This window comes from Clavibacter sp. GW821-FHT01D01, assembly GCF_059422605.1.
Window position 1 is genome coordinate 64,733 of the sequence record NZ_JBWKXC010000007.1, and the last position, 13,994, is coordinate 78,726.

Consider the following 13,994-nt stretch of genomic DNA (forward strand, 5'->3'; position numbering starts at 1 on the left):
ACGGACCACCGAGATCTACACCTAGGCAAGGTCGTCGGCAGCGTCAGAGGTGTATAAGAGAAAGGCGGGGACCGGTGCCGGCCCGGTCAGGGCCGGCGGTGGATCAGGACGCGGGCCAGCTCGACTCGATGGCGTCGACCGTCTTCTGGGTGGAGTCGCCGCTCAGCCAGCCGACGATGCCCTTCCAGAAGGAGTCAGTGCCGACCGCGCCGGGCATGAGGTCCGAGCCGTCGAACCGGAACGTGGCGTTCGGGTCCTGCAGGATCTCGATGCTCTGCTTCAGGATGTCGCTCGACGCGTTCGCGGGGTCGAGCCCCGTGTTCGCGCTGATGACGCCGCCGAGCGAGACCCGGTTGTTCGCCCAGGTGTCGCTGGACAGGTAGGAGAGCACCGCGGTGATCTCGTCGCTCGACTTGAAGGCGCCGACGAGCTCGCCGCCGCCGGTGACCGCCGTGGCGTCGCCCTCGTTCGTGGGCGGCAGGAGGAACGCGTAGACGTCGCCGTCGGGCGAGACCTTCGCGTCGGTGCCGTCGGCCTTCTTCCAGAAGCCCTCGTAGAACGAGGCCTGGTGGTGCAGCGAGCACTCGCCCTCGAGGATGGGGAGGCCGGCGTCGCCGAACTCGGTGGAGATGATGGACGAGACGTCGCCCAGGCCGCCGTTGACGTAGTCGGGGTTCTTGATGATCTCCCCCACGCTGTCGAACGCCGCGGCGATGGCCGGGTCGTTGAACGGGATCTCGTGCGTGACCCACTTGTCGTAGGTCTCCGGGCCCGCCTCGCGGAGGACGTAGTCCTCGATCCAGTCGGTGCCCGGCCAGCCGGTGGCGTCGCCGGAGCCGATGCCGACGCACCACGGCTTGTGGTCGCCGTCGGCCGCGATGGCCGCCGTGAGGTCCATGAGCTCGGAGGTCGTCTTCGGGACCTCGTAGCCCTTCTCCTCGAACTCCGACGGGGAGTACCAGACGTAGCCCTTGACGCTCGCCATGAGCGGCGCGCCGTAGAAGGTGCCGTCGACGGTGCCGTAGCCCTTCCAGTCGGGGGACCAGTTGGCGTCGACGTTCTCCTCCACCGCGGCGGGGGCGGCCTGCAGGTAGCCCTTCGACGCGAGCACGTTGAAGAGGCCGGGCTGCGGGATGATGCCGATGTCGGGGGCGGAGTCGCCCTCGGCGAGGACGGCGATCTGCGCCTCGAACTCCTTGGTGCCCTGGTAGTTCACGGTGATGCCCGTGCAGGTCTGGAAGTCCTTCCAGGATTCGACGAGGCGGTCGGCCTCGTCGTCCTGGATGGTGCCGCCGATGCTGACCTCGGCGCCGTCGAACGTGCCGTACGACGAGTACGGCGAGCAGTCGGTGTCCGCGGCGTCCTCGGCCGCGATGTCGCCCGTGCAGCCCGTGAGCGCGAGGCCGGCGATGCCGACCGCTGCGAGGGGTGCCGCGAAGCGACGTCGGAATAGGGCGTGGCCCATGTGCGTCTCCTCTTCATCGAGTGGATGCGGGTCCACCCCGCCGTCCTGTCCTGCGTGCGTCGGCGGGTGAGGCGCCGTCGCCTGGTCGATCTCCCCTGCTGTAGGGAACCGGTTCCACAGGTCAATGTAGGGGAGCTCGCAGGCGACGGCAAGCCGGATCAGGTAACGAATCGGTCTACTTCTCCGGCACGGCGCGTGCGCCGCCGGTGCCGATGGTCCATCATCGGATTCGGCCCCCGCGCTTCCTGGAACCGCTTCCAGTGCGCGCGTCCGGCGCGACGGGGCGCCGCGGGACCCGAGGGAGGGAGCGCGATGAGCGCCATCGCCGACGTCGCGCGCCTGGCCGGGGTCTCGAAGGCCACGGCGTCCCGCGCGCTCAGCGGCCGGGGCTACGTCTCCCCCGCCACGCGGGCCCGGGTCTCCGAGGCGGCCGCCGAGATCGGCTACGTCGTGTCCTCGAACGCGTCGAGCCTCGTGACCGGGCAGTCCAAGAACGTGGGCGTGGTGCTGCCGTTCATCAACCGCTGGTTCTTCGCGGAGCTCCTCGAGGGCATCGAGGAGGCGCTCATCGAGGCCGACTACGACCTCACGCTGTACCGCCTCACCGACGACCCCGAGCAGCGCCGGAAGGTCTTCGAGTACTTCCTCGTGCGCAAGCGCGTGGACGCGGTCATCGCCGTGAGCGTGGCCCTCACGCCCGCGGAGGTCGTGCGCCTCCGCTCCCTCGACAAGCCGCTCGTCGGCATCGGCGGGCCCGTCGAGGGCATGAGCACCCTCAGCATCGACGACGAGGCGGCCGCGCGGCTCGCCACCGAGCACCTCCTGAGCCTCGGGCACGCGCGCGTCGTGCACCTCGGCGGCGACCTCCACGCGCAGATGGCGTTCTTCGTGCACGAGAAGCGGCTCGCGGGCTACCGGGCGGCCATCGACTCGGATCCGCGCGGCCTGGAGGCGCGCTTCGCGACGGCCGAGTTCTCGATCGACGGCGGGTTCCGCTCGGCCATGGCGCTCCTCGCCGATCCGCGGACGCGGCCGACGGCGGTCTTCGCGGCCTCCGACGAGATCGCGATCGGGACGATCCTCGCGGCGCGGCAGCTGGGGATCCCCGTCCCGGCCGAGCTGTCCGTCGCGGGCATCGACGGGCACGCGCTCGCGCCCCTCTTCGGGCTCACGACCGTGCAGCAGCACCCCCGGCTGCAGGGGCGGGGCGCGGTGGGCATGGTGCTCGAGGGGCTCGCGCCGGGCGGGGCCGCGGAGCGCACCGTGACCATGCCCGTGGACTTCGCCGCGCGCACCAGCACGACCGCGCCCCCGGCCCCGACGACGCGCTGAGCGCGGGCGGGACCGGGGACGGGCGGGCGAGGAGCGGTCAGGCGTCGCCGGCGGTGACCGCCTGCGCCTCCTCGAGGGCGTCCACCGACTGCGCGTCCACGCGGCGGAGCCAGCGGTGGCCGGCCACGACGATCACCAGGGCGACCAGCACGGATCCGGCGGCGGCGTAGTACGGCGCGGAGTCGGTGAAGAGCCGCGCGAGCTCCGTGGCCGCGGGCGGCGCGATGGCGCCGCCGAGGAACCGCACCGAGGAGTAGGCGGACGAGGCGACGCTCCGCGGGTGGTCGGTGGCCTCCATCACGCACTCGGTGAGGACGGTGTTGAGGACCCCGAGGAGGAGCCCGCCGACGATGACGCACACCACGAGCCCGGGCGCCGACCGGACCACGAGGCCCGCCGCGGCCAGGTCGACGGCGAGCAGCGGCAGCACGAGGCGGAGGACCGACGTGCGCGCCATCCTCCGGGTCAGCAGCGGTGCGACGAGCACGGAGGTGACGGCGAGGCCGACGCCCCAGCCGAAGAAGGTGAGGCCGAGGCCGATCGCGTCGAACCCCAGGGGGAACGGCGTGTAGGCGAGGAGCACGAAGAAGCCGATGTTGTAGAACAGCGCGGCGGCCGCCAGCACCGCGAGCGCGGGCGTGCGCAGGGCCCGCAGGGGCGCGGACAGGCGCATCGGCGACCGGGGCGCGTCGTCCCTGCCGAGCAGCGCGAGGATCGCGATGAAGCCGACCGCCATGAGGGTCGCGGTGCCGAAGAACGGGCCGCGCCAGCTCCAGCTGCCGAGGAGGCCGCCGAGCAGCGGGCCGACCGCGATGCCGAGGCCGAGCGCCGCCTCGTAGAGCATGATCGCCGAGGCCGTGCCGCCCGAGGCCGAGCCGACGATGGTGGCGAGGGCCGTCGAGATGAAGAGCGCGTTGCCGAGGCCCCACCCGGCGCGGAAGCCGATGACCGACTCCACGTCCTGCGAGAGGCCGGCGGCGGCGGCGAAGACGACGATGATCGCGAGGCCGATGAGGAGGGTGCGCTTGGCGCCGATGCGGCTGGAGATCCAGCTGGTGATGAGCATGGCGAGGCCGGTGACGAGCAGGTAGCTCGTGAACAGCAGCTCGGTCTGCGTGGCGGTGGCGTCGAGGCTCTCCGCGATGGCGGGGAGGATCGGGTCGACGAGCCCGATGCCCATGAACGCGATGACGCACGCGAAGGCGACGGCGAAGACGGATCGGGGCTGGCGGAAGATGTCGCGGAACGACGCGTGCGGCTGGGTGGACACGGGTGCGGTGTCGCCTCCTGGGATCGGTGCGGGTGGGATGGCCGGGGTGCGGCCGGTGGTGCGGTCAGGCGTCGGCGGGCGCGGGGGCGCCGTCGAGGCGCGCCATGACGAGCTCGACGGCGCGCGCGAGCACGGCCACGTCGTCGGCCGGCAGGTCGGCGAAGCGCGGGACGAGGGCGGTCGCGAGCCGGTCGCGCCAGTCGTCGAGCGCGGCGCGTCCGTCGGGCGTGATCTCGAGGAGCGTCGCGCGGGCGTCGGACGGGTCCGTGACCTGCGCGATCCACCCCTGGCCGACCAGCGAGCGCACGATCTTGGTGGTCGTGGGCTGCGAGACCCGGCTGCGCTCGGCCAGCGCGCCGAGGCGCATGCCGCCGGGCCACGTGACGAGCACCGAGAGCGTCCGCCACACGGCGGGCGAGCTGGTGCCGCCGACCTCGTGCGCGGCGAGGCGCGTGAGCCGGTGACCGGCCGTGACCAGGTCGCCGAGGACCGCGCGGAGATCCGGTGCCGTCGTCGTCATGGGTCAATCGTATAGCAAGGCTATGCATGTGTCGAGCGGGTCGCGGGCGGGCACCCCCGAGCTGGGGGTCCGTCCCGGGACACCGGATGGCGTCCGCGGCCGCGACGCGCCCGTCGGGGATCTAGCGTGAGACCCCTAGGGCCGGATCCGCTCCGGCCACCGCCCGCAGGAGCCGCCATGGCCGAGACCACGACCGTCGAGGCGCTGGAGCGCGCCGTCGACGAGGCGCTCGCCCGAGGGGACGACGCGGCGGCCGCGCGCGCCATGGCCACGGCATGGCCACGGCACGTCGACCTGCACCCGCATCGCGTCCGGGAGCTCTACGACCGCATCGCGCCGTCGGCGTGGGAGCACGACGCATGGCTGGTCGCGGGCATCGCCGCCACCTACCGCGGCACGTCCGAGACCGACCGCCGCGCGATCCTCCCCTACCGCTCCGCCGTCGACCTCCTGCTCACCGAGGACCCGCCGCCGCCCCCGATCGTGCGCGCCGGGGTGCTCGCGCACCGCGCCGCGGGCGACCGCCGGGTGGGCCGTCTCGACGAGGCGCGCGCATCGCTCCGTGAGGCGCGCCGCATCCTCGACACGGAGCGGGGCCTGCCGCTCGGCACCCGCATCTCGCTGCAGGCCGCCGTCGCGCTCCAGCACGGCCTCGTGCTCGTCCACCTCGGCGCCTTCACGGCCGCACGGGACGAGCTGCGCACCGCCGAGGCGCTCGCCGCGCGCCACCTCGTGATCACGGACCGGCTCGAGTGCCGCGGCGCGCTCGCCTACGTCGCCTACTGCCTGGGCGAGATCGCGGAGGCGCGCGACCTGGTCGACCGCGCGCGGGCCCTCCTGGTCGACGAGGAGGCGGGTCCCGCGCTCGCGCGCAGCGGGTTCCGCGCGCCCGCCGAGATCGCGGCGACGCTCCTCGCGGTGGACGAGACGCGTCGCGAGGACGCGCTCGCCCTCCTCGACGACCTCCGGCCGGCGTGCACCGGCACGGATTGGGAGCTCCTCGGGCTGTACGCGGAGGCGACGGTCGCCGCGATCCACGGCCTCCGGCTCGACGCGCTCGACCACCTCCGACGCCTCCACGACCTCGGCACGGCCTGGCCGGAGCAGGGGCCGCTGCCGGTCATGCGCGACTCCCTACGCGCCTCGCTGCTGGCGCACCTCGGCCAGACGGCGGCGGCCTGGGACCTGGTGCGCACCCTGACCCCGACCGAGCGCCACTCGACGTGCCCGGCCATGGTCGCGGGCCGCTTGCGGGTGCTCGCGGACGACCACCAGGGCGCCCTCACGGAGATGGCGGACTGCCTGGAGCTCGGCGACGCCCACTCGGGCCGGACCCTCGGCGACGTGCTGCTCGTGGTCGCGGCCGCCCACAGCGGCCTGGGCGACCCGGCCCGCGGCGACCACGCCTACGACCAGGCGGCCCGCCTCGCCACCTCGACGGGGATCCTCCGGCCGTTCGCGGTCTTCCCCGCCGCCGCCTCCGCCGCCCTGCTCGAGCGTGCGCTGGACCGCGACCAGCTCCCGGAGGTGCGACGGATGCTCGAGGGCATGCGGGCCGACCGCGGGCCCGCGGCGGCGGTGCGCATCGACCCGCTGAGCGAGCGCGAGCGCGTGATCGTCGCGTGCCTCGCCGACGGGCTGACCGTCGCGCAGATCGCGGGCCGGCTCTTCATCTCCCCCAACACGGTGAAGTCGCACGTGCGGAGCGTGTACCGGAAGCTCGAGGCGTCCAGCCGCGCGGAGGCCGTCGAGCGGGCCCGTGCGCTCGGCCACGACCTCCGCCCGGACACCTCCGCCTGACCCGGCCCCTCGGGCCGACCGGCGCCCCGGGCCCACCGGCGTCGGCCCCGGGGACGACGCAGGGCGCCGACCCCCGGGGGGATCGGCGCCCTGAGCGCTGTGCGGTGGTGCGAGCTACTTGACGGTGACCGTCGCGCCCGCGGCCTCGAGCTGGGCCTTGGCCTTGTCGGCGGCCTCCTTGTTGGCGCCCTCCAGGACGGCCTTGGGGGCTCCGTCGACGAGGGCCTTCGCCTCACCGAGACCGAGGCTCGTGAGGGCGCGCACCTCCTTGATGACCTGGATCTTCTTGTCGCCGGCAGCCTCGAGGATGACGTCGAACGCGGTCTTCTCCTCGACCTCCTCGGCGGGGGCAGCGGCGCCGGGGGCGGCGGCAGCGGCGACGGGGGCCGCGGCGGTGACCTCGAAGACCTCCTCGAACTTCTTGACGAAGTCGCTGAGCTCGATGAGCGTGAGCTCCTTGAAGGCCTCGATGAGCTCGTCGTTAGAGAGCTTTGCCATGATGTATCTCCTTGGGTTGGTGTGGTGTCTCGTGGGTTCAGTGCATCGCGCCCCGGGAACGGGACCCGAGGGGTGCTACTGAGCCGATTCCTGCTTCTCGCGCAGCGCCTCGACGGTGCGTACGGCCTGCGAGAGCGGTGCATTGAACAGGTACGCCGCGCCGAAGAGCGAGGCCTTGAAGGCGCCGGCGAGCTTGCCCAGCAGCACCTCCCGCGACTCGAGGTCGGCGAGCTTGTTCACCTCGTCCGCCGTCAGGGGGTTGCCGTCGAAGTAACCGCCCTTCACGACGAGAAGAGGGTTGGCCTTGGTGAAGGTGCGCAGCGCCTTCGCGACGGCGACGGTGTCGCCGTGCACGAACGCGATCGCGGACGGGCCGACGAGCTCGTCGTCGAACGACGAGATCCCCGCCTGGTTCGCCGCGATCTTGGTCAGCGTGTTCTTCACCACGGCGTAGGTCGCGTCTGCACTGATGCTCTTCCGCAGCTGCTTGAGCTGGGCAACGGTGAGACCGCGGTACTCGGTGAGCAGTACGGCGTTCGAGCTGCGGAACTTGTCCGCGAGCTCGGCGACCGAGGCTTCCTTGTTCGCCATGGCACTCCTTATCACGTGGTTCCCCGACACCGCGGAAGCGGTGCGAGGTGCTGGCAGCCCCCGGCTGCACACATGAGAAACGCTCCGGCACAGGAGGCCGGAGCGGGAGTGTCGCGCAGGCCCTCGGGGCATGCGCTGCATCGTGCTTCGATCACCTGCGCGGGCCTTCACCTGAGTGAACCTTCGTCCGACGCATCCCCTCACGGGAGCACGCCGACGACCAGCGGTCTGTGGCTCCGTTCAGAGTAGGGGCTCGGCGGGCGCCGCGCAAGTCGGCTCAGCCGCGACCGGATCCCCGCTCGTCGCCCGTCGCTCCGCCCGCCGCACCGTCCGCCGCGGAGCGGTCCCCGGCCGTGTCGCCACCGGCGGACGCCCCCTCCGTGGAGCTGAGCGGCGCCGCGATGTCCTCGAGCGACCGGCCGGCCGCCTCCACGCCGAGGAATGCCTCGACGAGACCCGCGCCGATCATCAGCCCCGCGCCGATCAGGTAGCCGTTCGCGACGGCGCCGATGCTGTCCTCCACGAGCCGGCCGAACAGCAGCGGGCCGACGATCCCGCCGAGGCCCGTGCCCAGCGCGTAGAAGAAGGCGATCGCCATGGCGCGCGTCTCCATGGGGAAGATCTCGCTCACGGTCAGGTACGCCGCGCTCGCTCCGCACGACGCGAGGAAGAACACGACGACCCAGCAGGCGGTGAGGGAGACGGGATCGAGCACCTCCGCCCGGAAGAGCAGCGCCGTCACGACGAGGAGCACCCCGGAGCCGATGTAGGAGATCGAGATCATGACCTTCCGGCCGATGCTGTCGAACAGGCGCCCGAGGGTCAGCGGCCCGGCGAAGTTGCCGAGCGCGATGGGCACGAGCGCCCACGGCACCACGTCGTCCGGCACGTCGAGGAGCTGGCTGAGCACGAGCGAGTAGGTGAAGAAGACCGCGTTGTAGAGGAACGCCTGCCCGGTGAACAGCGACAGGCCCAGCACGAACCGCTTCGGGTAGCGCGTGACCGCCACCCGGGCGATCTCGCCGAAGCCGATGCTGCGGCGCTGGCGGATCTCGAGGAGGTCCTCGTCGGGGTCCGTCGCCGGGAGCCGGGAGCCGGTCTCCTCCTCGATGGTCGTCTCGATCTCCCCCACGAGGCGCTCCGCCTCCTCGTCCTTCCCGTGGATGAACATCCAGCGCGGCGACTCGGGCACGTTCCGGCGCACCAGGAGGATCACGACGCCGAGGACGGCGCCCAGGCCGAAGGCCACGCGCCAGCCGACGTCGGCGGCGAGGAAGGACTCGTTCAGCAGCAGCACGGAGATGACCGCACCGAAGGCCGCGCCCAGCCAGTACGAGCCGTTGATGGCGAGGTCGACCATGCCGCGGCGCCGGGCGGGGATCAGCTCGTCGATGGCGGAGTTGATGGCCGCGTACTCTCCCCCGATGCCCGCGCCCGTGAGGAACCGGCAGACGAAGAAGAAGACGGGGTTGAACGAGAACGCCGTGGCGACGGTGGCGAGCAGGTACAGGCCGAGCGTCGCGATGAACAGCCTCTTCCGGCCGAAGCGGTCGGTGAGGTAGCCGAAGACGAGCGAGCCGGCGCACGCGCCCGCGACGTAGATCGCCGCGGCGAGGCCGATGTCCGACGGCGACAGGCCGAGGCCCGCCTCGGGGTCGGTGAGGCGGCTGCCGATCGCGCCGATGATGGTGACCTCGAGACCGTCGAGGATCCAGACGGTGCCGAGCCCCACCACGATGAGCCAGTGCCAGCGCGCCCACGGCAGGCGGTCCATCCGCGCGGGGATGTCGGTGCGGATGGTGGAGAGCCCGTCGCCGGTCATGTCGATCCCCTCGCCGTCGTGGTGTGACGGCGACGCTACTCGCGCATGCGCTCGGCGCCCAGGGGTGCGGGGAGGGCGTCCGGACGACCCCGCGGGGCCGTCCGGACGGCGCTCAGTACCCGACGACCGCGTGCGGCACGTAGTGCTCCTCGAGCCGGGCGACCTCGTCGTCCGTGAGCTCGAGGTCGAGGGATGCGACCGCGTCCTCGATGTGCGACACCCTCGTGCCGCCCACGATGGGCGCGGTGACGACGGGGTTCCGCGACACCCACGCGAGCGCCACCTGCGCCCGCGGGATCCCGCGCGCCTCGGCCACCTCCGCGACGGCCGCGGCGACCCGGCGGTCCGAGTCCTCCTGGGCCGCGTAGAGCGTCTTGCCGAACTCGTCCGTCGCGCTCCGGTCGGTCGTCGCGTCCCAGTCGCGCGTGAGCCGCCCGCGCGCGAGCGGGCTCCACGGCAGCGATCCGACGCCCTCGTCCTCGCAGAGGGGCAGCATCTCGCGCTCCTCCTCCCGGTTCACGAGGTTGTAGTGGTCCTGCATGGTGACGAACCGCGCCCAGCCGTTCGCCCGCTGGAGGTGCAGCGCCTTCGAGAAGCGCCACGCGTCCATCGAGGAGGCGCCGAGGTAGCGCACCTTGCCGGCGCGCACGAGGTCGTCGAGCGCCTCGAGCGTCTCCTCCAGCGGGGTCGCGGGGTCGAACCGGTGGATCTGGTAGAGGTCCACGTAGTCGGTCCCGAGGCGCCGGAGGCTCTCGTCGATCTGCCACATGATGTGCTTCCGCGACAGCCCGCGCGAGTTCGGCCCCTCCCCCATGGCGCCGTGCACCTTGGTGGCGATGACCACCTCCTCGCGCCGCGTGAGCTCCTTCAGGGCCCGGCCCGTGATCTCCTCGCTCGACCCGTCGGAGTACACGTTCGCGGTGTCGAAGAAGGTGATGCCGAGCTCCACCGCACGGCGGATCAGCGGGAGCGAGTCCTCCTCCGGGAGCGTCCACGCGTGGCCGCCGCGCGTCGGCTCGCCGTAGCTCATGCAGCCGAGGGCCAGGGCCGAGACCTCGGTGCCCGTGCTGCCGAGGCGGACGTACCTCATGACGCGGCCCTCACGACGGGTGACCGGCGACCGGGTCGTCGCCCGTCTCGGCCGGCGCGTGGTCGCGCCAGGTGTGCTCGGGCTCGTAGCCGAGGATCCGGCGCGCCTTGTCGATGGACAGCAGGGTCTCGTGCTCCCCCAGCTCCCGGGTGACCTCGACGCCCGGGAACACCTCCGCGGCGAGCTCGGCGCTCGAGCGGCTCATCACCGTGTCGGCGTTGGCGACGATGAAGCGGTCGAAGCCGCGGCCGTCGTGCTCGAGCGCCTTGCGGACCGCCTGCGCGCCGTCGCGGCCGTCGATGTAGCCCCACAGGTTCCACTTCCGCGCGAGCGCGTCGGCGTCGTAGCCGGGGAACGCGTCGTAGTCGTCGACGTCCATGACGTTCGAGAACCGCAGCGCCGTGACCTGCAGCTCCGGATCCCAGCGGCAGAGCTCGATGGCCATCTGCTCCTCGAGGTGCTTCACCAGCGAGTAGGTGCTGTTCGGCTGCGCCGGGTACTCCTCGTCCACGGGGAGGTACGGCGGCGGCACGTCGAACGGCAGGCCGAGCACGGTCTCGCTCGACGCGTAGACGATCTTCGTGATGCCCGCCCGGCGCGCGGCCTGGAACACGTTGAAGCTCGTGAGCATGTTGTTGTGGAAGGTGGCCACGTCGCTCAGGATCGCGGGGGCCGGGATCGCGGCGAGGTGCACGATCGCGTCGAACCCGTCGTGCAGGTCCTGGACGCCGAACACGGCGTCGACGACCTGGCCGTAGTCGGTGGTGTCGACGCGGACGTAGCCGGATCCGCGCTCCCCCACCTGGTCGATGTTGGTGACTTCGCGTCCGTGGGCGCGCAGGTCGGCCACGACGTGGCGGCCGAGCTTCCCCGAGCCTCCGGTGACGGCAATTCTCATCAGCGAGCATCTCCTTTGTGGGGCGGTTCCGCCCCCGTCCATCCTGCCCCGCGGCGGACGGACGCGACAGCCGGGCGCCGCTCGGCGGATGCCCGGACACGGCGACGGCCCGCCGCCCCCTCTCGGGGACGACGGGCCGTCGGTGCGGAGCCGGTGCCTAGTCGCTGGTGATGGCGAGGTCCGGGGTGCTCGGCCCCGTGCCGATGCCGGCCGCGACCGGCAGGCCCTCGCGCTGCGTGGTGAGGAACGTGAACTGCCCGTCCACGTAGTCCACGTGCACGTGGTCGCCCGCGTTGAGCTCGCCCTGCAGGATGCGCTCCGACAGGCGGTCCTCGATCTCGTGCTGCACGGCGCGGCGGAGCGGCCGGGCACCGAGCGACGGGTCGAAGCCGACCTCGATGAGGCGCTCCTTCGCGGCGGTCTCGAGCGTGATCGTCAGGTCGCGGTCCATCATGCGGTCCGACAGGCGCTTCACGAACAGGTCGACGATCTGGAGCAGCTCGGGCTTCGACAGCTGCGGGAACACGATGGTGTCGTCCACGCGGTTGAGGAACTCGGGCTTGAAGTTCTTCTTCAGCTCCTCGCTGACCTTGCCCTTCATGCGCTCGTACGAGTTCGCGGCGTTGTTCTCGACCTGGAACCCGACCGGGGCACCCGTGATGTCCTTGGTGCCGAGGTTGGTGGTCATGATGATGACCGTGTTCTTGAAGTCGACGACGCGACCCTGGCCATCCGTCAGGCGCCCCTCCTCCAGGATCTGGAGGAGCGAGTTGAAGATGTCCGGGTGGGCCTTCTCGATCTCGTCGAACAGCACCACGGAGAACGGCTTGCGGCGCACCTTCTCGGTGAGCTGACCGCCCTCCTCGAAGCCCACGAACCCGGGAGGGGCGCCGAAGAGGCGGCTCACGGTGTGCTTCTCGCCGTACTCGCTCATGTCGAGCGAGATGAGGGCGTCCTCGTCGTCGAACAGGAACTCCGCCAGGGCCTTCGCGAGCTCGGTCTTGCCGACGCCCGTGGGGCCGGCGAAGATGAACGATCCCGAGGGACGACGCGGGTCCTTGAGGCCCGCGCGGGTGCGGCGGATGGTCTTGGAGAGAGCCGAGATGGCCTCCTCCTGGCCGATGACCCGCTGGTGCAGCGCCTTCTCCATGAAGACGAGCCGCGAGGACTCCTCCTCCGTCAGCTTGAACACCGGGATGCCCGTGGCCTGGGCCAGGACCTCCGCGATCAGGCCCTCGTCGACCTCGGCGGTGGTGCGGACGTCGCCCGAGCGCCACTGCTTCTCGAGGCGGAGGCGCTCGCCGAGGAGGTTCTTCTCCTCGTCGCGCAGGCTCGCGGCCTTCTCGAAGTCCTGGTCCTCGATGGCGGTCTCCTTGGCCACGCGGACCGTGGAGATGCGCTCGTCGAACTCGCGCAGCTCCGGCGGCGCCGACAGGATCGAGAGGCGCAGGCGCGCGCCGGCCTCGTCGATCAGGTCGATGGCCTTGTCCGGCAGGAACCGGTCGGCGATGTAGCGGTCCGCGAGGTTGGCGGCCGAGACGATGGCGCCGTCGGTGATGGACACCTTGTGGAACGCCTCGTACTTGTCGCGCAGGCCCTTGAGGATGTTGATCGTGTGCGGCAGCGAGGGCTCCTGCACCTGGATCGGCTGGAAGCGGCGCTCGAGGGCCGCGTCCTTCTCGAAGTGCTTGCGGTACTCGTCGAGCGTGGTGGCGCCGATGGTCTGCAGCTCGCCGCGCGCGAGGAGCGGCTTGAGGATGCTGGCCGCGTCGATCGCGCCCTCGGCGGCACCCGCGCCGACGAGGGTGTGGATCTCGTCGATGAAGGTGATGATGTCGCCGCGGGTGCGGATCTCCTTGGTGACCTTCTTCAGGCGCTCCTCGAAGTCGCCGCGGTAGCGGGACCCGGCGATGAGCGAGCCGAGGTCGAGCGTGTAGAGCTGCTTGTCCTTCAGCGTCTCCGGGACGTCGCCCTTGACGATGGCCTGCGCCAGGCCCTCGACGACGGCGGTCTTGCCGACGCCGGGCTCGCCGATGAGGACGGGGTTGTTCTTGGAGCGGCGCGACAGGATCTGCATCACGCGCTCGATCTCCTTCTCGCGCCCGATGACGGGGTCGAGCTTGCCGTCGCGCGCGGCCTGCGTGAGGTTGCGCCCGAACTGGTCGAGGACCGTGCTGCCCGCCTGCGCGCTCTGCTGGGTCTCGCCGCCGACGGCGACCGCCTCCTTGCCCTGGTAGCCGGACAGGAGCTGGATGACCTGCTGGCGCACGCGGTTGAGGTCGGCGCCGAGCTTGACGAGCACCTGGGCGGCGACGCCCTCGCCCTCGCGGATGAGGCCGAGGAGGATGTGCTCGGTGCCGATGTAGTTGTGGCCGAGCTGGAGGGCCTCGCGGAGCGACAGCTCCAGGACCTTCTTCGCGCGCGGCGTGAACGGGATGTGACCCGTGGGCTGCTGCTGGCCCTGGCCGATGATGTCCTGGACCTGTTCGCGGACGGCATCGAGGGAGATGCCGAGCGACTCCAGGGCCTTGGCGGCCACGCCTTCGCCCTCGTGGATGAGGCCGAGCAGGATGTGCTCGGTCCCGATGTAGTTGTGGTTGAGCATCTTGGCCTCTTCTTGGGCCAGGACGACGACGCGACGAGCGCGGTCGGTGAATCTCTCGAACATCTGTATCTCCCTGGGCACCGGGGCAGGGGGCCGGTGCCGA

General features: G+C 71.7%; 11 protein-coding genes. 2 read left to right on the plus strand and 9 right to left on the minus strand.

What is annotated here, in order from left to right:
* Positions 1 to 103 precede the first annotated feature (103 nt).
* A complete protein-coding gene (locus tag AC07VC_RS10695) occupies positions 104 to 1,465 on the minus strand; it encodes an ABC transporter substrate-binding protein (protein ID WP_317229042.1) in 1,362 nt (453 codons plus the stop codon).
* Positions 1,466 to 1,777: 312 nt separating this feature from the next.
* Here AC07VC_RS10695 and AC07VC_RS10700 point away from each other — a divergent pair, with 312 nt between their 5' ends.
* Entirely contained in the window at positions 1,778 to 2,797 is a 1,020-nt protein-coding gene (locus tag AC07VC_RS10700) for a LacI family DNA-binding transcriptional regulator (RefSeq protein ID WP_494675292.1), read from the plus strand.
* 37 nt (positions 2,798 to 2,834) lie between these two features.
* On the opposite strand, the gene AC07VC_RS10705 is transcribed toward AC07VC_RS10700, so the two are convergent.
* Together AC07VC_RS10705 and AC07VC_RS10710 are read right to left on the minus strand one after the other, a co-directional pair.
* Positions 2,835 to 4,067 carry an MFS transporter gene (locus AC07VC_RS10705; RefSeq protein ID WP_494675291.1) on the minus strand — a complete coding sequence of 411 codons (1,233 nt, stop codon included), beginning with the start codon at positions 4,065 to 4,067 and terminating at the stop codon, positions 2,835 to 2,837.
* 64 nt (positions 4,068 to 4,131) lie between these two features.
* Complete coding sequence (locus AC07VC_RS10710) at positions 4,132 to 4,587, minus strand: MarR family winged helix-turn-helix transcriptional regulator (RefSeq protein ID WP_494675290.1); 456 nt, start codon at positions 4,585 to 4,587, stop codon at positions 4,132 to 4,134.
* 177 nt (positions 4,588 to 4,764) lie between these two features.
* Here AC07VC_RS10710 and AC07VC_RS10715 point away from each other — a divergent pair, with 177 nt between their 5' ends.
* On the plus strand, positions 4,765 to 6,387 hold the full coding sequence (locus AC07VC_RS10715) for a helix-turn-helix transcriptional regulator (RefSeq protein ID WP_494675289.1): 1,623 nt from the start codon (positions 4,765 to 4,767) through the stop codon (positions 6,385 to 6,387).
* A 114-nt stretch (positions 6,388 to 6,501) separates the two neighbouring features.
* On the opposite strand, the gene rplL is transcribed toward AC07VC_RS10715, so the two are convergent.
* The 6 genes from rplL to AC07VC_RS10745 form a co-directional block, all read right to left on the minus strand.
* Positions 6,502 to 6,885 carry a 50S ribosomal protein L7/L12 gene (gene rplL / locus AC07VC_RS10720; protein ID WP_012037546.1) on the minus strand — a complete coding sequence of 128 codons (384 nt, stop codon included), beginning with the start codon at positions 6,883 to 6,885 and terminating at the stop codon, positions 6,502 to 6,504.
* Positions 6,886 to 6,960: 75 nt separating this feature from the next.
* Complete coding sequence (gene rplJ / locus AC07VC_RS10725) at positions 6,961 to 7,476, minus strand: 50S ribosomal protein L10 (protein ID WP_087196496.1); 516 nt, start codon at positions 7,474 to 7,476, stop codon at positions 6,961 to 6,963.
* 277 nt (positions 7,477 to 7,753) lie between these two features.
* Positions 7,754 to 9,298: an MFS transporter gene (locus AC07VC_RS10730; protein ID WP_494675288.1), complete on the minus strand. Its 1,545-nt coding sequence runs from the start codon at positions 9,296 to 9,298 to the stop codon at positions 7,754 to 7,756.
* Between the two features lie 112 nt (positions 9,299 to 9,410).
* A complete protein-coding gene (locus tag AC07VC_RS10735) occupies positions 9,411 to 10,388 on the minus strand; it encodes an aldo/keto reductase (protein WP_494675287.1) in 978 nt (325 codons plus the stop codon).
* A 10-nt stretch (positions 10,389 to 10,398) separates the two neighbouring features.
* A complete protein-coding gene (locus AC07VC_RS10740; RefSeq protein WP_494675286.1) occupies positions 10,399 to 11,286 on the minus strand; it encodes an NAD-dependent epimerase/dehydratase family protein in 888 nt (295 codons plus the stop codon).
* 157 nt (positions 11,287 to 11,443) lie between these two features.
* Positions 11,444 to 13,954 (minus strand): ATP-dependent Clp protease ATP-binding subunit, encoded by a 2,511-nt coding sequence (locus tag AC07VC_RS10745; protein WP_094115255.1) that lies wholly within the window; start codon positions 13,952 to 13,954, stop codon positions 11,444 to 11,446.
* Positions 13,955 to 13,994 lie beyond the last annotated feature (40 nt).

Coding starts and splice junctions, on each gene's coding strand:
- AC07VC_RS10695 (WP_317229042.1), bottom strand. CDS start 1,465: ATGGGCCACGCCCTATTCCGACGTCGCTTCGCGGCACCCCTCGCAGCG.
- AC07VC_RS10700 (WP_494675292.1), top strand. CDS start 1,778: ATGAGCGCCATCGCCGACGTCGCGCGCCTGGCCGGGGTCTCGAAGGCC.
- AC07VC_RS10710 (WP_494675290.1), bottom strand. CDS start 4,587: ATGACGACGACGGCACCGGATCTCCGCGCGGTCCTCGGCGACCTGGTC.
- AC07VC_RS10715 (WP_494675289.1), top strand. CDS start 4,765: ATGGCCGAGACCACGACCGTCGAGGCGCTGGAGCGCGCCGTCGACGAG.
- rplL (WP_012037546.1), bottom strand. CDS start 6,885: ATGGCAAAGCTCTCTAACGACGAGCTCATCGAGGCCTTCAAGGAGCTC.
- rplJ (WP_087196496.1), bottom strand. CDS start 7,476: ATGGCGAACAAGGAAGCCTCGGTCGCCGAGCTCGCGGACAAGTTCCGC.
- AC07VC_RS10730 (WP_494675288.1), bottom strand. CDS start 9,298: ATGACCGGCGACGGGCTCTCCACCATCCGCACCGACATCCCCGCGCGG.
- AC07VC_RS10735 (WP_494675287.1), bottom strand. CDS start 10,388: ATGAGGTACGTCCGCCTCGGCAGCACGGGCACCGAGGTCTCGGCCCTG.
- AC07VC_RS10740 (WP_494675286.1), bottom strand. CDS start 11,286: ATGAGAATTGCCGTCACCGGAGGCTCGGGGAAGCTCGGCCGCCACGTC.
- AC07VC_RS10745 (WP_094115255.1), bottom strand. CDS start 13,954: ATGTTCGAGAGATTCACCGACCGCGCTCGTCGCGTCGTCGTCCTGGCC.